The organism is Marinobacter litoralis (assembly GCF_016427555.1).
In the GTDB taxonomy this organism is placed as follows: domain Bacteria; phylum Pseudomonadota; class Gammaproteobacteria; order Pseudomonadales; family Oleiphilaceae; genus Marinobacter; species Marinobacter litoralis_A.
The window spans coordinates 270220-286213 of record NZ_JAELVS010000001.1; the positions used below are offsets into that span (position 1 = coordinate 270220).

A 15994-nucleotide genomic window follows, 5' to 3' on the forward strand; every position below is an offset into this window, starting at 1 on the left:
TTTCCCGTGTTGCCCTTGAAGAGCTCCCCCACCGACGCCATGTATAACCAGCAACGCCACACCTTTTTCATGATCCGGGAGCTACATGTCTAAAAAACTCGACTATTCGCTGCTTGAGCTGGCCTCCGTGCGCGAAGGTGATTCCATTTCCGCCACATTGGCGAACAGCGTTGCTTACGCCCAGCACGCGGAGAAGCTCGGTTTTAAACGCTTTTGGTTGGCCGAACATCACAATATGGAAGGCATCACCAGTTCTGCCACGTCGGTGCTGGTGGGTCACATTGCCGGCCAGACCAACAGCATTCGGGTCGGCTCTGGCGGTGTTATGCTGCCAAATCACCCGCCATTGGTCATTGCCGAACAGTTTGGCACGCTGGAATGCCTGTACCCGGGCCGTATTGACCTGGGGCTTGGCCGGGCACCGGGCACAGACCAGATAACCGCCCGCGCCTTGCGCCGGGACAGCATTGGCGCCGAGCAGTTCCCGGAAGACGTTGCGCAACTGCAACACTTACTTGGCCCCTTACAACCGGGGCAACAAGTCAAAGCCATCCCGGGCGCTGGCACCAACGTGCCGATCTGGTTATTGGGCTCCAGCCTCTACAGCGCTCAGCTTGCGGCCATGCGAGGGCTGCCTTATGCCTTCGCTGGGCATTTTGCCCCGCGTTTGTACCGGGAAGCGCTGCGGGTGTACCGGGACAACTTCCAGCCTTCAGAGCAGCTGCAACAGCCCTACGCCATGCTGGCGATTCCGGCGGTACCGGCGGATTCCATGATCGAAGCCAAACATCTGACCACCACCAGTTACCAACGCATTCTGGCACTGTTCCGCGGGCAACCCTTGTGGATGAAACCGCCGGTGGATTCAATGGATGGCCTGTGGAACGCCGCCGAGGAAGCCGGTGTGAAAGATTTCCTGGGCTTGCAAGTGCTCGGAAACGCCACCGACATCAAACTACAGCTCGATGAATTGCTGTCGGATATTCAGGTTGAGGAACTGATGTTTACCGTCGATATTTACGAGCCCGAAAAGCGGCGCCATGCCTTGAACATTTTGACCGAGAGTTTAGCCAATGACTGATAACCGTCTTTTCGTCTTCCTGTCACACGGGCTGGAAAGTGGCCCGAAGGGCACCAAAGTTCAGGCCATGAAAGCCGTTGCTGAAGAGTTTCCCGGCGTTGTCGCAGAGGCGATTGACCACACCAGTAGCAAAGATCCGGAAACTCGTTTGCAGCAGATGCGCGATGCGATGGCCGCTGCCGGAGCCACCCCCGAACGCACCATTCTGGCCGGTTCCAGTATGGGCGGTTGGGTGTGTGCACAAACCAGCGCCAACACCCCTGTTTTAGGCTGCTTCCTGTTGGCTCCGGCTCTCGCTTTGGAAAAATACCCACAATCCAGACCGACAATTCAGGCAAAGCACGTACAAATCATTCATGGCTGGAACGACGATGTGGTGCCGGTTGTCCCCGTTCTCGAACTGGCTCGCCAGCAGCAACTGGAAACGCTGGTTCTGCCCGATGGCCATCGACTTGAGAACAGCGTGGAACGGGTCTCCCGCGAGTTCCGCCATTTCATGGAAACCTGCTTAGCCGAGCAGAATCCAGACTAAAATCATAACCTTGCAGATCCCGCTCGTTCGCTTTCGCATGTTTTCTAATTTCGGCCATTTCCTTGCGAAAACCGCTTTGTTTTGCCAGTCTTTATAAAGTTAACAAGGAACTAACTAAAAAAAGCGAGCGGAGATCACGCAATGAACAGCACAAACAATTTCCGGAAATTGGTCGGTATTTCAGCATTGGCCTTTGCCGGGCTGACTGCTGCAAACGCGGTAAATGCGGCCAATTGGCGTTACGCCCACGAAGAATACGAGGGTGATGTTCAAGACGTCTACGCCTACAAATTCAAAGAATACATCGAAGAGAACTCAGACCACACATTGCAAATCTTCCGCTTTGGCGAGTTGGGTGAGTCTGATGACATCATGGAACAGACTCAGGCGGGCATCCTGAACTTTGTGAACCAGTCTCCGGGTTTTACCGGTTCGCTGATTCCCGAAGCCCAGATTTTCTTCATCCCCTACCTGATGCCAACCGACATGGACACGGTGATCGAATTCTTCCGTGAGTCCAAGGCAATCAACGAAGATTTCCCCGAGCTGTATTCCGAGCAGGGCCTGGAACTGCTGCAAATGTATCCTGAAGGTGAAATGGTCGTTACCGTTGACGAGCCTGTCACCTCTCCGGAAGAGCTAAACAACAAAAAAATTCGGGTCATGACCAACCCGCTGTTGTCAGAAACCTACTCTGCGTTCGGCGCCACGCCGACCCCGCTGCCTTGGGGTGAAGTATACGGCGCACTGCAAACCAACATGATCCAGGGTCAGGAAAACCCGATTTTCTGGATCGAGTCTGGCGGTTTGTATGAAGTGTCCCCCAACCTGGTATTCACTGGCCACGGCTGGTTCACCACAGCCATGATGGCGAACCAGAACTTCTACAATGGCCTGTCTGATGCCGATAAGAAACTGGTTCAGGATGCTGCCGATTATGCCTTCGAAGAAATCATCGAACACATCGATGGGCTGGCCGACGAAGCTCTGGAAAAGATTACCTCGAAGAGTGACGAAGTCACCGTTACCCGTCTGAATGACGAACAGATCGACGCCTTCCGTGCCCGTGCGCCGCAGGTGGAAGAGAAGTTTATCGAAATGACCGGTGAGCGTGGCAAGCAACTTCTGGAACAATTCAAAGCCGATCTCGAAGCCGTACAAGGCGAATAAACGGCAGGATTCAAAGGGTGGCTCTGGCCACCCTTTGCTGTCCGGCTAAGGTTTAAACCCGCCCCGCCGGAGTCTTTGCCCGCCGGGAGCAATCAGTTGTGGAGCACCACCCATGTCTGAGCATCCTCAAGAGGCTGTTGAAGACGATACCGGCACCTACGAATCCGGTTTACCCGGCATTCTTGGCACCATCGACGAATGGATTGCCAAAACCGAAGCAGTCATGCTGGCTGCTGGCGTTATCCTGATGGCCATTAACACCTGCATTAACGTGATTGGCCGTTTTGTGTTCGGAGAAGGCTTGTTTTTCTCCGGCGAGATCAACCGAATCCTCATTATTCTGATCACTTTTGCCGGCATCGGTTATGCCGCCCGGCACGGTCGCCACATTCGCATGTCTGCGGTTTACGACGCGTTTCCCGCCAGCGGCCGGAAAGTACTGATGATCATCATCGCGCTGTTCACCTCCGTGGTGATGTTTTTCCTGTGCTACTACTCCTACGGATACATCGAAACCCTGTATAGCCGGGGGCGCATTCTGCCTGCTCTGGGTTTACCGATTTGGTGGATCTATATCTGGGCACCGATCGGTTTCGCAATTACCGGCATCCAGTATCTCCTCACTGCCATTAAAAACTTCACCAGCAAGGATGTTTACCTTTCAACAGGGGTGGTTGACGGTTATGCCGACACAGAATCGGAAGTTTAAAAGCAGCATAAACCTGGAAGGTTGAGGATACGCATACTATGGCAACTATTATGATGCTCATCATGATCGGGCTGCTGCTTCTGGGCTTCCCGATGATGATTCCACTGATCACCGCTGCGGTGGTTGGTTTTGTAATGATGTTTGACGGCTTCGGCCAGATGGGCACCTTCATCCAGCAGATGATGGGCGGCATCCGGCCGGCGTCGTTGATTGCAGTACCTATGTTTATTCTGGCCGCCGACATCATGACTCGCGGCCAGTCCGCCGATAGGCTGATCAACATGGTCATGGCGTTTATCGGCCACGTAAAAGGCGGCTTGGCGATCAGTACCGCCACCTCCTGCACCCTGTTCGGCGCGGTTTCCGGTTCCACTCAGGCAACCGTGGTAGCGGTGGGCTCGCCCCTTCGCCCCAAGATGCTGAAGGCCGGCTACTCCGACTCCTTCACTCTGGCTCTGATTGTTAACGCCAGTGACATCGCGTTTCTGATTCCGCCCAGCATCGGGATGATTATCTACGGGGTTATCTCAGAAACCTCGATTGCCGAATTGTTCATTGCCGGTATTGGCCCGGGCTTGCTGATCCTGTTGATGTTTTCGCTGTACTGCCTGATTTACGCCTATAAAAACAACGTACCCACGGAAGAAAAGGCCAGCTGGAAACAGCGTGCTGTGTCCGTTCGGGATGCGTCTTGGCCGCTGATGTTCCCGGTCATCATTGTCGGCGGTATTTACGGCGGTATTTTCAGCCCCACCGAAGCGGCGGCCGTGTGCGTGCTTTATGCGTTCCTGCTGGAATTCGTGATTTTCCGCTCACTCAAGCTGACCGATGTCTACCGAATTGCCAAGTCTACCGGACTGATCACTGCCGTGGTCTTCATTCTGGTGGCTGTGGGTAACGGTTTCTCCTGGATCATCTCCTTTGCCCAGATTCCACAAGCCATTCTCGAATCCGTTGGTGTTAATGAGGCTGGCCCGGTTGGGGTTCTGATCGCTATCTGTATCGCGTTCTTCATCGCCTGTATGTTTGTGGACCCCATCGTGGTGATCCTTGTGCTTACCCCGATTTTTGCGCCCGCAATCCAGTCTACCGGCCTTGACCCGGTATTGGTGGGTGTTCTGATCACCTTGCAGGTGGCTATTGGCTCTGCCACTCCGCCATTCGGTTGCGACATATTCACCGCCATTGCGATCTTCAAACGGCCGTATCTGGAAGTTATCCGTGGCACGCCACCGTTTATTTTCATGCTGGTGGCAGCCGCCGGCCTGATCATCGCCTTCCCGCAAATTGCGTTGTTCCTGAGGGATCTGGCTTACCCGCAGTAAGCCGGATACCCGGCCAATGACAGGAGACTGCTATGTTTAATCGAATTCTGGCGGCCGTGGATGGTTCCAAGACATCGCTTCGGGCATTGGACAAGGCGATCGAGCTGCAACGGCTGTTGCCAGAGGTTGAGATTTTCATCATCTGTGTTTACAAGCACCACAGCTTGTTTGAGGCTTCCTTATCCATCGGGCGGCCCGACGATATGGACATCCCGGATAAGGTATTGTCGGAGTACGCGAAAGAAGTGGTTAACCATGCGAAGGAGTTTGCGAAAGAGCACGGCGCCACGAAAGTGCGCGGTTTCGTGAAAGCGGGCAGACCTTCCAAGGTGATCGTGAAGTTCGCCAAGGAAAAAGAGGCCGATCTCATTGTAGTCGGCACCAAAGGCACGAACAGCGACAAAGACGGCATGTTCTTGGGCAGTGTTTCTCATCGGGTGGCTTCCCAGGCCAAATGCCCTGTGCTGGTTGTGTGACGGTTTTCTCGCCGCTCTGAACACCCCCGGCAGCAGATTTTTCGCTGCCGGGATATCACGGATATCCGCAAGCTGCGTGAAATTTCACCGTGCTAAACTGCCGCGCCTCTAGGTTAACTTTCATTCACAAATCACAAGGCGCTTGTCGATGACCGCAATTGTCGATTTTCTCAACTCTATTATTTGGGGCTACGTCCTCGTTTACGGTTTGCTAGCCGTAGGCATTTTCTTCACCATTCGCCTCGGCTTTCTTCAGTTCCGCCATTTCGGAGAAATGATACGCGCTATCCGCGGCTCCCGTGAGAGCGACGTTCACGGGATCTCCCCCTTTCAGGCTTTATGCACCAGCCTTGCTTCCCGCGTAGGTACCGGTAACCTGGCTGGTGTGGCGGTCGCTCTTTATCTGGGCGGCGCAGGCGCCATCTTCTGGATGTGGATGGTGGCTTTGGTGGGCATGGCCACCGGCTATGCCGAAAGCACATTGGCCCAGCTTTACAAAGTTCGTGACGGCAAGGGGCAATATCGCGGCGGCCCGGCGGTCTACATTGCGAAGGGCCTGAAAGCGCCTTGGGCGGCGGCCATTTTCGCCGTTTGCCTGATCATTTCCTTCGGCTTGGTCTTCAACGCCGTACAAGCAAACTCCATTGCAGATGCCATGCAAGGTGCCTTCGGCGCGCCCAAACTCGGCGTGGGCGTAGTGATTGCCGCCTGTGCGGGTGTGGTGATTTTTGGTGGCCTTCGCAAAATCGTACGTTTCGCTGAATTCGTGGTGCCGTTTATGGCCGGTGCCTATGTGCTGTTGGCACTGGGGGTCATGGTGATGAACATCACGGAGGTGCCGGGCATTCTGGCGCTGATCGTAAAAAGTGCGTTTGGCCTGGAAGAAGCAGCCGGTGGTGCGGTTGGCTCCGTCACCGCGGCCATGCTGAACGGCATCAAGCGCGGCCTGTTCTCCAACGAAGCGGGCATGGGCTCGGCGCCGAACATTGCTGCAACGGCAACGCCTGCGCCGCACCACCCGTCTTCTCAGGGTTTGGTACAGGCTTTCGGCGTATTCGTTGACACCATCGTTGTGTGTACCGCCACGGCAATCATGATTTTGTTAGCGGGCGTTCTGGAGCCAGGTTCCGGCGTAACCGGCACCCAGCTAACCCAGCAGGCTATGGAAGTTCACCTTGGCGAGTTCGGCAGCTACTTCATTGCCGTGGCCATTCTGTTCTTTGCCTTTACTTCCATCGTTGCCAACTACACCTACGCAGAAAACGCGCTGGTGTACCTGAAAGGCGGCAACACCCTGGGCCTGACTATTCTGCGTCTGGCTGCCTTGGGCATGGTGATTTGGGGCGGCTACGAGGCCGTCGTCACGGTATTCAATGCCGCGGATGCGTCCATGGGGCTGATGGCAGTGATCAACCTGATTGCCATTGTGCTCTTGTCGGGTACTGTGATTAAGCTGACCAAAGACTATCTGGCGCAGCGCAAGGAAGGTGTAGTACCGCAGTTCAAATCCGCAGATTACCCGGAGCTGGACGAGAAGATCGACAGCAGCATCTGGCGTTAATGTGGAAAGCCCTGCAGCTATCCGGTGATGGCTGCGGGGCAATTCTTTTCATTCCTCGAACTATTGCTTCTCCCGGTTTTGCCGCAAAGTCAGCATTGCTAACAAGCCAGATACAACCATAAGAAACAACGCCACCGCATTCAGCACCGGCGTAGACCCCTCTCGTAACCGATTGAACAAGGCTACCGTCAACGGTGTATCACTGCCTGTCAGCATGACCGTGGTATTGAAATTCTCGAACGACATCAGAAACGCCATGGCAGCCGCTCCGAATATCGAGGGCAACAACCAAGGTAAGGTGACGGTGAACCAGGCAACCAAAGGTGTTGCACCCAAGTTCAACGCGGCTTCTTCCAGTTGCGGATCAAATTTTCTCAGCCTTGCACCGATCACCAGTGTGGCCAAGGTCGTGATAAAGGTTACTTGCCCCATCACCACCAGCGTCATGCCCGGCCGAAAGATATCCAGTTCGATTCCCCATAGCCGGGACACTTCGTTTGCGGTGCCGCTGTAGAACACCAGAATCGAAACCCCCAATATCACGCCGGGAATCACCAGTGGCAACAGCATCAACAAATACAGGATTTCCTTGCCTCGAAACTGCAGTCGCTCAAACAACACAGCATTCACACAACCTAATGCCACACTGCCCACTGTGACCCAGAAAGCGATTTTTGTACTGACCCAAAGCGCGCCCAGCAGGCCATCATCGTGGAACAGGCCCGTTCGCCTTTCGCTGCCATCAGCCAAATACCAATCCAGTGTAAACCCTTGCCAAGGCAATGAAGGAAACGAGGAATCGTTGAACGCAAAAGCAGCCGTGACGAGCAAAGGCAACGCCAAATACACGAAAAAAGCCACCAGATAGGCCAGATACAGGCCATCAAACAGTCGGGAACGGGGTACTGATCGAATCATACCGTTACCCCATAACCTTGCGCAGAGATTGGCCTGACAGTCTCAGCCCCAGCCACACCATCACCGATGACAACACCAGCAGCAGAACGCCCAACGCGGCTCCTTGCTCCCAATTGAAACGGGTAATGAACTGGGTAAAAATCTGTTCGGTGAACCAGGCACTGTCTTTACCACCCATCAAAACCGGGGTCAGGTAGCTGCCGAGAGTTAACATGAATACCACAATGCATCCGGAAACTATTCCGGGCATAGCCCAGGGCACCACAACTTCCCGAAGCACCGTGGCGTGGCCACCGCCTAGATCATAGCCAGCTTCCACCAGATTCTCGTCCATACCATCCAAGGTGGTCACCAGAGGTACCACCATGAACAGCAAGCCGTTGTAGACGAGCCCGATAATGACCGCGACATCGTTATAGAGCATTTCTACCGGGCCATCAGCCCAACCCAATGCCTGCAGCCAAGAGCTGAACAACCCGCTTTCACGCAGCAGAATCATCCAGCCGTAAGTACGTACTAACTCACTGGCCCAAAACGGGATCAGGCAAGCCAGAAACAGAACGCCCTTGCTGCGCCCGCGGGCCATTTTGGCGATGTACCAAGCGATGGGAAATGCCACCAGCAGCGTTAGAAACGTGGTAAACAGTGACATCACGCCAGTGCGAACGAAGGTACGCCAGTAATAGGATTCCGTGAAAAAATTCTGGTACTGCTCCAACCCCCACGCCAGCGTATCCCAGCTTTCGCGCACCTGAAACGACACGCGAAGCATCTGTATGTGCGGCACCAATACCAACAGCACAATCCACAACAGGAACGGGGTGAGCAGCAACCAAAGGGAGAGCCGACTCGCTGACGATTTCATGACCGATCAGCCTCGAACACCCGAGCGAGCTCAGGATCCCACGCAAGCTTGATTGTGCTGTCTGCGGCCAACTCTGGCGCGGTGCCGTCTTGAGGCAAACGGGCGTATATCGGGCTACCGTTGCTTTCGACCTCAACCCGACTGTTCGCACCGTCGAACAGCGTTGTTTTTACGCTGGCCTGCATCACCGAATAATCGTTATGGGACCCGGAATCAGCAAACACCAGAGATTCAGGACGAATATACAACTCCGCTCGTGCACCCGGTCGCAATTCAGTCGAAGCCATTCGGCCACGCACTAACTCGCCGCTATCCAGTCGAATTTGTGCCAAATGGTCTGTCAGAGAGACGATTTCTCCGCCCAAACGGTTGTTGTCCCCCACAAAACCGGCAACAAACGGGGTCGCCGGTTCCCGGTACAACTCCTCCGGTGGCGCGACCTGATCAAAACGGCCGTCTTTCATCACCGCCACCTGGTCAGACATCACCATGGCTTCTGACTGATCGTGAGTGATGTACACAAAAGTTGTGCCGAACTGTTTCTGCAGGTGCTTAAGCTCTACCTTCATCTGCTCTCGCAGCTTAAGGTCAAGCGCACCGAGCGGTTCGTCCAGCAACAACAGGGTAGGCTTCAGCACCAAGCAACGGGCAAGAGCCACCCGTTGGCGCTGGCCACCGGATAATTCCATCGGATTTCGGTTTTCAAGCCCGGGCAGCCCGACCTGTTCCAGCACCTCTGTGGTCAGCTTCCGACGCTCCGCCGCAGGTACTTTCCGGCGTTTCAGGCCATAACCGATGTTGTCGCCCACCGACATAGTGGGGAACAAAGCCAGATGCTGAAACACCATGTTAACCGGCCGGTGATTGGGCGGCACATCGTTCATCCGTTCGCCACGGATATAGATATCTCCCTTGTTGGGCTTATCAAAGCCAGCCAGCAGGCGCAGCAACGTGGTCTTGCCGCAACCAGAAGGGCCAAGAATGGAGAAGAACGTGCCCGCAGGCACGTCCAGTGAAATATCATTGACGGCAGCATGGTCGCCAAAGCGCCGCACCAGCCCGTTACAGGAAAGGTCAGATTGTGTCGCCATGGACATCAGTTCGCCGCTTGCACACGATCCAGTACCTGCCCTTCGGTAGCTTCCAGCCCTGGCGGCACAGGCGGGTACCACTTGATGTTGGTGATGGCTTTTTCGTCAAAACTCGCACGATAGGCATCACGCAGATCCGCTTTCACGAACTCGTCTGCGCCTTTAGATGCGGTGAAGTTGCCGGACGCATTGGTAATTTTCGCCGCGATTTCTGGCTGCATCACGAAATTGATCCACTTATAGGCGGCGTCTTCATTTTCGCTGCGGCGCGGGATCGCAAAGGTATCAATCCAGCCCAAAGCACCCGACTCCGGCGCAATAAACTGAATCTCCGGGTTCTCGGCATTCAGTTTCCAGCCCCCGGCATCCCAGGCCATAGCAGCAATAACTTCTTCCGTGCGCAGCAACGACAACAACTGATCACCGCCGGTCCAGTAAGTCTTCACGTTGGCTTTGCAATCGATCAGCTTGTCTTCAACCTTTGCCATAATCGACGCGTATTCGTCACGGTCGTTGTACGCCGAAAACGGGTCCATTCCCATGGCAAAGGCAAAGCCCATCAGGGTTGGGCGCTTCAGGCGGTAACTCACTTTGCCGGCAACCGCCGGATCACACAGGTCGGTGTAATCCTTGACGGTGCCGGCCACAGAGCGGTGTACGATCAAGCCACTGGTCCCCCAGACAGAAGGTACGCCGTAAGATTTGCCATTTAACGCAGTGGCTTCCTGAGTGGCCTTGACCATAGACGGCTGCAGCTGATCGGTGTTGATCCGGCTGTAATCGATGGGTTTGTATACATTGAACTGACGCTGGACACCAACAATCCGGTCCTGGCTAGGCTGAGCCAGATCAAAACCGGCCCCGCCGGTGGCTCGAAGTTTGGAAATCATGTCTTCGTTATTCGACAAGGTAATCTTTACATCGATGCCGGTTTCTTCTTCAAACTGCGCCACCACCTCGTCCGGCGCGTAGCCACCCCACGTGATGAGCCGGAGCTCTTCCGCCAACAATGGGCTGGATGCCGATGCGGCCAACAGAGAGGTACACAGCAGTGCCGCGTTCCGTGTGTTGCTTGCGTTCATGATCATCCCTTCCTCTGAGTTAGGTAGCGAAGCACGTCGCTAACTTCTTGTTATCAGGAAGTTATAGACCATATATTGCCGTTATGTGAAAACCGCCCACGAAAAAGGGAGGCCGCAGCCTCCCTTCTTCAATTCAATGCGCTAAAACGCCTTAAAGGCCAGACTTCAGCTTTTCCCAGTACTTTGCATAAACCTGCAACGCTTCGTCGCCGATATCGGTCTGGAATTCAGCGTTGATCATGTCTTCAGCGGTCGGATAGCTCGCGCGATCATTGGCGACCGATTCATCCAGCAACTCACGGGCGGCAAGGTTGGGCGTAGCATAACCAATGTCTTCGCTGATCAGAGCGGAGATTTCCGGCGTCAGCACAAAGCTGATGAATTTGTGCGCGGCTTCCGGGTTCTTGGCGTTCTTGGGAATCACAAAACTGTCCAACCAGGCGATAATGCCCTCTTGCGGGTACACGTACTCCAGCGTCGGCAGAGCGTCACGGCCCATGACGGCTTCGCCGTTCCAGATCATGCCAATGTCGGTTTCGCCTTCCAGGAACGGCATGCGCGGGGCATCCGAATTAAACGTACGAACCGACGGCATCAGCTCGGCCAGCTTTTCATACGCTTCTTCAATTTGCTCAGGATCCGTGCTATTGCCGGGATAGCCCAGCACGCGCAAAGCAACGTGGAAAACTTCACGCATATCGTTGGTCAGCACGATGCGACCTTCGAAGCGCTCGTCCCACAGGTCAGCCCAGGCGGTCACTTCGCCTTCAACGTCTGCGGTATCTACGCCAAGGCCGGTGGTGCCCCACAGGAACGGCACGCTGTATTCGTTGTCCGGATCGATATCCAGATTGACCAATTCAGGGGAGAGATTATCAAAACCCTCGATCTTGCTGCGATCGATGGGCATCAGAAGGTCTTCCTGGCGCATTTTGCTGACGTAGTAAGTCGAAGGCACAGCCAGGTCATAGGCAGCGCTGTCGTCGAGCAGTTTCAACCGCGCATACATGGCTTCGTTGCTGTCGTAGGTGGTGTAAACCACCTGGATGCCGGTTTCGTCGGTGAAACGATCCAGCACCTCCTGCGGCATGTACTCCGACCAGTTGTACAGGTTCAACACTTGAGTTTCTTCAGAGCTGCTGCAGCCGGTCAAACCAACCGCCAGCATCGTGGCCAGTGCCAGTTTCTTCATCGTTTACTCCTTAACAGGATCCATTGGGATAACATCAGCATCACCAGTGAAAACACCAGCAACAGGGTACCTAGGGCATTTACTTCCGGTTTCAGACCCACTCGCACCATAGAGTAGATGCGCAACGGCAAAATTTCATAACTGGGGCCACTGACAAAGGTGCTGACCACCACATCGTCCAGCGAGAGCGTAAAACCAAGCAGCCACCCCGCCAGCAGCGCCGGCATGATCACCGGAATCAACACGGTGCGGGTCATGGTGAAGTCACTGGCGCCTAGGTCCCGCGCCGCCTCGGGCAGGCGCTCGTCGAACCCACTCAGGCGAGCCATCACGGTAATGACCACAAAGGGCAGGCAGAAGGTCACGTGCGCCAGCAGCAAGGACACGTAACCCAGCTGCAGCCCGACCATCAGGAACAACCCCAGCAGCGAGATCGCCAGTACAATTTCCGGCGACATCATCACGATGAACAGCATGCCGTTCAGCACTTGTTTGCCGCGAAAACGGTATCGGTGCAAAGCCAGTGCTGTCAGCGCGCCAATAAGTGTTGATACTGTCGCCGCTGAAAGCGCCAGCCAGAGCGAGTTCCACATGGCCTGAACCATGGCCCGGTTGTTGAACAGCGCTTCATACCAACGCAGACTGAGCCCGCCCCATTCGTAGCCGGTACGGGAATCGTTGAACGAAAACACCACCAGCACGGCAATGGGCACGTACAGCAGCAGATACACGAGGGTCAGGTAGGTCCGGGGCAACCAGCGGCTCATACACCATCCTCCCCGATGCGCCGTTTACTTAACCGGTGGGCAAACATCAAAAATGCCATGGCCAAGGTCAGCATGATGCTGGCCGCGGCACCGAAGGGCCAGTTTCGGGCATCCAAAAACTGGTTTTTGATCACGTTACCCACCAACAAGTTGCGCGAACCACCGAGGACATCGGGCACGAAGAACAAGCCCATAGCCGGCAGCAACACCAGCATCACGCCGGCCAGCACGCCAGGCAGGGTCAACGGCACGATAACGTGAATGAACGTGGACCAGCGGCCCGCGCCCAGATCGTGGGAGGCCCGAAGGAAGTCTTCACGCAAGTCCTCAAACACCGTGTATAACGGCAAAATCATGAACGGCAACAACAGGTACACCAAGCCAATGATCACGGCGCCCTCGGTGTACAACATCTGCATGGGTTCATCGATGATGCCCATCGCCATCAATGCATTGTTCAGCAACCCATTGGTCGCCAGAATCAACTTCAGGGCGTAGGTACGCACCAAAGAGTTGGTCCAAAAAGGCACGATCAACAGGAAGATCAGCAATAACCGGTTCTTTCTGGCCACTTTCGACAAAGACCACGCGAACGGGTAGCCAATCACCAAACAAATCAAGGTGGTCATGGCCGCCATATACAGGGAGTGCAAAAACACATCCAGATAAAGCGGGTTCAGCAGCTGGCGGTAGGCATCCAGGTTCATCGGGAGCGAGATGAATGTGCTCGGGTCCCGCGTCATCACACTGGCCCCAACCACCAACAAGTTGGGGGTAAACACCAAAAGCAGCAACCAACCCCATACCAACACCAGCACGGCGGTTCTGAACGGTTGCTGCAATGTATTACCCATCAACAGTTTCTTCCTCGGCCACCACCGCCGGCTCTTCCGGCAGCAACCATTCCCAGCCATCAACCCAGCTGACCCGGACCGGCTCGCCCAAGCGGTAGTCGAATGTTGGGTCATCTTCATCGAAGAATTCCGAGGCCAGCACTTCGGTGCCGTCGGTTAAATGAATGACCGAATCCAAGGTACTGCCTTTGTAGTTCCGCTCTACGACTTTACCGGCTACGCCGTCATCGTCACCCGGTGCCAGTACCCGGATGTCTTCCGGCCGCAGCAATACGTGCAAAGGCTGCCCTTCCACCACGGAAAAGTCTGGTTTACGGAACCGGCGCTTCAGGCCAAAGACATCCACAATAATGGTGCCGTCATCGTTCAGGGCATCCACGCGGCCCGGGAAGAAATTAGTTTCACCCACAAACCGGGCCGTAAACAGGTTAGCAGGGCGCTCATAGACTTCCCGGGGGGTGCCCAACTGCTGAATCAGGCCATCTTTGAGCACCACAATGCGATCTGACATAGACAAGGCTTCTTCCTGATCGTGGGTCACGAACACAAAGGTAATGCCCAGCTCTCGCTGCAAACGTTTCAGCTCCACCTGCATGGTGCGGCGCAGTTTGTAATCCAGCGCGGACAGAGGCTCGTCCAGTAACAGCATTTTCGGGCGTTTGACCACCGCCCGGGCAATCGCGACCCGCTGTTGCTGGCCACCGGACAGCTGGTGCGGTTTGCGCTTGGCAAAGTCTTCCAGCTGCACCATGGCCAGCGCTTCTTCTACCCGTTGCTGAATTTCCGGCTTCGGGCGATTTTCCATCTTCAGGCCATAGGCCACATTGTCGAAAACCGACATATGCGGAAACAACGCGTAATTCTGAAACACGGTATTCAGAGGACGGGCTTCTGGCGGGGTATGAGTCAGGTCTTGGCTACCAAGGGTAATTGACCCTTCATCCGGGTGTTCAAACCCGGCCATCATGCGCAGAAGCGTGGTTTTGCCGCAGCCAGAAGGGCCCAACAAGGTAATGAACTCACCATCAAAGATCTCAAGATCCAGCGAATCCAATACCTTGCGGTCATCGAATTGCTTGGAGAGCTTACTCAAAGAAAGCAGTGTCTGTTTCATCGGCCGCCGCCTAAAAAGTTAGCGGCGTATTTTTCCAGAAACCCCGGCCAACAAAAAGGGGCGTCAGGGTATTCCACAACCCCGCGCCCCTTGCGCCTTTCAGGACGGTTTTACTGGTCAGCTACGCTGTTCAAATACGCCTTGTCCGAAATGTTTGTCCAGGGGCGAACCTGCTTCAGGTATTCGCGCTGAGACGTAATAATTTCGTTCGCCAGTTCGTCGTTTTCGGCAAACTCGTTCAACAACCGGTTGGTGGTCTCGCGAAGCGCCTCAATCACCTCCGGCGGGAACACTTTGTGGGTCACATTCGGGTATTCTTCCTTCATGCTAGCCCACGCAGCTCCGCTTTCATGGGTGCTTTGAATGTACATGTCGTAGGCCGCTGTGCGCATCGCCACACGCAGCACTTCTTGCAGGTCTTCCGGCAGTTTGTTCCAGGTTTTCTTGTTGATCAGGAACTGTACTTCGGCATTTGGCTCCTGCCAGCCGGAATAATAGTAGTCGGCAATCTGGTGGAAGCCCATTTTCAGGTCGAGCGCCGGACCAACCCATTCCACCGCATCGATGGTGCCGCGTTCAAGGGAGGTATACAGTTCGCCCGGCGGCAAATTAGTCACGGCCACACCCAGCTCGGACATAACCTCGCCGGCAAACCCGGGCGTGCGGATTTTCAGACCTTTCAGGTCTTCCAGTGAGTTAATCTCTTTACGGAACCAGCCGCCCATCTGGTTGCTGGTGTTGCCACCCGGGAACGACAACAAACCAAACGGTTCGTACACCTTCTGCATCAGTTCCATACCGTCATCATGGTAAAACCAGGCGTACATTTCCGGTGCGATCATGCCGAACGGTGTGGTGGTGAAATACATGGCGTTCGGGATGGTGCCCTTGTAGTAATACGAGGCGGTGTGCCCCATATCGTACTGGCCGTTGCGCACCATATCGAAAATGCCAAACGGGGCTTTGTGTTTGTTGGAGGAATCGATCCGAAACTTCAATCGGCCATTGGACATCTTTTCAGCCATGGCGGCCATGTTGCGAGGCGTATCGCCGAGCAGCCCGGAGTTAGGCCCCCAGGTTTCTGCCAGGCGAATGGTGTAGGTTTTGTCTGCTGCCGCAAAGGGGCTGGCCAGAACAGCAACCGCAGCGAAGGCGGCCAGGAAGGTGTTACGCATAAACATAGTAAAAGGTTCCGTTATTATCGCTATAGGTCACAGGCAGTAACCTGTTATTAAACCACAATAAACGGACAGTCTC

The 15994-nt window shown here is 54.9% G+C and carries 16 protein-coding genes; 7 read left to right on the plus strand and 9 right to left on the minus strand.

Annotation, left to right across the window (positions count from 1 at the left end; genetic code table 11):
• Positions 1–85: 85 nt before the first annotated feature.
• From JAO79_RS01255 to JAO79_RS01285, 7 genes are all read left to right on the plus strand, one after another.
• Complete coding sequence (locus tag JAO79_RS01255; protein ID WP_199005354.1) at positions 86–1081, plus strand: LLM class flavin-dependent oxidoreductase; 996 nt, start codon at positions 86–88, stop codon at positions 1079–1081.
• Positions 1074–1613: a YqiA/YcfP family alpha/beta fold hydrolase gene (locus tag JAO79_RS01260; protein ID WP_199005355.1), complete on the plus strand. Its 540-nt coding sequence runs from the start codon at positions 1074–1076 to the stop codon at positions 1611–1613. Before JAO79_RS01255 ends, JAO79_RS01260 begins: the two co-directional genes overlap by 8 nt.
• Before the next feature lie 141 nt (positions 1614–1754).
• A complete protein-coding gene (gene dctP / locus JAO79_RS01265; RefSeq protein WP_199005356.1) occupies positions 1755–2783 on the plus strand; it encodes a TRAP transporter substrate-binding protein DctP in 1029 nt (342 codons plus the stop codon).
• A gap of 112 nt (positions 2784–2895) precedes the next feature.
• Positions 2896–3492, plus strand: a complete 597-nt coding sequence (locus tag JAO79_RS01270; RefSeq protein WP_199005357.1) for a TRAP transporter small permease — start codon at positions 2896–2898, stop codon at positions 3490–3492.
• 38 nt (positions 3493–3530) lie between these two features.
• Positions 3531–4817, plus strand: coding sequence for a TRAP transporter large permease (locus JAO79_RS01275; protein ID WP_199005358.1), 1287 nt, complete (start codon positions 3531–3533; stop codon positions 4815–4817).
• Between the two features lie 32 nt (positions 4818–4849).
• Positions 4850–5293: a universal stress protein gene (locus JAO79_RS01280; RefSeq protein ID WP_199005359.1), complete on the plus strand. Its 444-nt coding sequence runs from the start codon at positions 4850–4852 to the stop codon at positions 5291–5293.
• A gap of 148 nt (positions 5294–5441) precedes the next feature.
• A complete protein-coding gene (locus JAO79_RS01285; protein ID WP_199005360.1) occupies positions 5442–6854 on the plus strand; it encodes an alanine/glycine:cation symporter family protein in 1413 nt (470 codons plus the stop codon).
• Positions 6855–6914: 60 nt separating this feature from the next.
• Here JAO79_RS01285 and JAO79_RS01290 read toward each other — a convergent pair whose 3' ends face one another.
• From JAO79_RS01290 to JAO79_RS01330, 9 genes are all read right to left on the minus strand, one after another.
• Positions 6915–7772 carry an ABC transporter permease gene (locus JAO79_RS01290; RefSeq protein ID WP_199005361.1) on the minus strand — a complete coding sequence of 286 codons (858 nt, stop codon included), beginning with the start codon at positions 7770–7772 and terminating at the stop codon, positions 6915–6917.
• 4 nt (positions 7773–7776) lie between these two features.
• Entirely contained in the window at positions 7777–8637 is an 861-nt protein-coding gene (locus tag JAO79_RS01295; RefSeq protein ID WP_199005362.1) for an ABC transporter permease, read from the minus strand.
• A complete protein-coding gene (locus tag JAO79_RS01300; protein WP_199005363.1) occupies positions 8634–9728 on the minus strand; it encodes an ABC transporter ATP-binding protein in 1095 nt (364 codons plus the stop codon). Before JAO79_RS01300 ends, JAO79_RS01295 begins: the two co-directional genes overlap by 4 nt.
• A 5-nt stretch (positions 9729–9733) precedes the next feature.
• Positions 9734–10816, minus strand: coding sequence for an extracellular solute-binding protein (locus JAO79_RS01305; RefSeq protein ID WP_199005364.1), 1083 nt, complete (start codon positions 10814–10816; stop codon positions 9734–9736).
• A 145-nt stretch (positions 10817–10961) separates the two neighbouring features.
• Complete coding sequence (locus JAO79_RS01310; RefSeq protein ID WP_199005365.1) at positions 10962–12002, minus strand: extracellular solute-binding protein; 1041 nt, start codon at positions 12000–12002, stop codon at positions 10962–10964.
• Positions 11999–12769: a spermidine/putrescine ABC transporter permease PotC gene (potC, locus tag JAO79_RS01315; protein ID WP_199005366.1), complete on the minus strand. Its 771-nt coding sequence runs from the start codon at positions 12767–12769 to the stop codon at positions 11999–12001. The genes JAO79_RS01310 and potC overlap by 4 nt, the downstream gene beginning before the upstream one ends.
• Positions 12766–13623: a spermidine/putrescine ABC transporter permease PotB gene (potB, locus tag JAO79_RS01320; RefSeq protein ID WP_199005367.1), complete on the minus strand. Its 858-nt coding sequence runs from the start codon at positions 13621–13623 to the stop codon at positions 12766–12768. Before potB ends, potC begins: the two co-directional genes overlap by 4 nt.
• Positions 13616–14737, minus strand: a complete 1122-nt coding sequence (gene potA, locus JAO79_RS01325) for a spermidine/putrescine ABC transporter ATP-binding protein PotA (protein ID WP_199005368.1) — start codon at positions 14735–14737, stop codon at positions 13616–13618. The genes potB and potA overlap by 8 nt, the downstream gene beginning before the upstream one ends.
• A gap of 110 nt (positions 14738–14847) precedes the next feature.
• A complete protein-coding gene (locus JAO79_RS01330; RefSeq protein ID WP_199005369.1) occupies positions 14848–15918 on the minus strand; it encodes a TRAP transporter substrate-binding protein in 1071 nt (356 codons plus the stop codon).
• Positions 15919–15994: the final 76 nt, after the last annotated feature.

What these genes read in the sequence shown, in the direction of transcription:
- potC (WP_199005366.1), bottom strand. Translation starts at nt 12,769, where the DNA reads ATGAGCCGCTGGTTGCCCCGGACCTACCTGACCCTCGTGTATCTGCTG.
- JAO79_RS01275 (WP_199005358.1), top strand. Translation starts at nt 3,531, where the DNA reads ATGGCAACTATTATGATGCTCATCATGATCGGGCTGCTGCTTCTGGGC.
- JAO79_RS01270 (WP_199005357.1), top strand. Translation starts at nt 2,896, where the DNA reads ATGTCTGAGCATCCTCAAGAGGCTGTTGAAGACGATACCGGCACCTAC.
- potB (WP_199005367.1), bottom strand. Translation starts at nt 13,623, where the DNA reads ATGGGTAATACATTGCAGCAACCGTTCAGAACCGCCGTGCTGGTGTTG.
- JAO79_RS01305 (WP_199005364.1), bottom strand. Translation starts at nt 10,816, where the DNA reads ATGATCATGAACGCAAGCAACACACGGAACGCGGCACTGCTGTGTACC.
- JAO79_RS01330 (WP_199005369.1), bottom strand. Translation starts at nt 15,918, where the DNA reads ATGTTTATGCGTAACACCTTCCTGGCCGCCTTCGCTGCGGTTGCTGTT.
- JAO79_RS01285 (WP_199005360.1), top strand. Translation starts at nt 5,442, where the DNA reads ATGACCGCAATTGTCGATTTTCTCAACTCTATTATTTGGGGCTACGTC.
- JAO79_RS01255 (WP_199005354.1), top strand. Translation starts at nt 86, where the DNA reads ATGTCTAAAAAACTCGACTATTCGCTGCTTGAGCTGGCCTCCGTGCGC.
- JAO79_RS01310 (WP_199005365.1), bottom strand. Translation starts at nt 12,002, where the DNA reads ATGAAGAAACTGGCACTGGCCACGATGCTGGCGGTTGGTTTGACCGGC.
- JAO79_RS01300 (WP_199005363.1), bottom strand. Translation starts at nt 9,728, where the DNA reads ATGGCGACACAATCTGACCTTTCCTGTAACGGGCTGGTGCGGCGCTTT.
- JAO79_RS01295 (WP_199005362.1), bottom strand. Translation starts at nt 8,637, where the DNA reads ATGAAATCGTCAGCGAGTCGGCTCTCCCTTTGGTTGCTGCTCACCCCG.
- potA (WP_199005368.1), bottom strand. Translation starts at nt 14,737, where the DNA reads ATGAAACAGACACTGCTTTCTTTGAGTAAGCTCTCCAAGCAATTCGAT.
- JAO79_RS01280 (WP_199005359.1), top strand. Translation starts at nt 4,850, where the DNA reads ATGTTTAATCGAATTCTGGCGGCCGTGGATGGTTCCAAGACATCGCTT.
- JAO79_RS01290 (WP_199005361.1), bottom strand. Translation starts at nt 7,772, where the DNA reads ATGATTCGATCAGTACCCCGTTCCCGACTGTTTGATGGCCTGTATCTG.
- dctP (WP_199005356.1), top strand. Translation starts at nt 1,755, where the DNA reads ATGAACAGCACAAACAATTTCCGGAAATTGGTCGGTATTTCAGCATTG.
- JAO79_RS01260 (WP_199005355.1), top strand. Translation starts at nt 1,074, where the DNA reads ATGACTGATAACCGTCTTTTCGTCTTCCTGTCACACGGGCTGGAAAGT.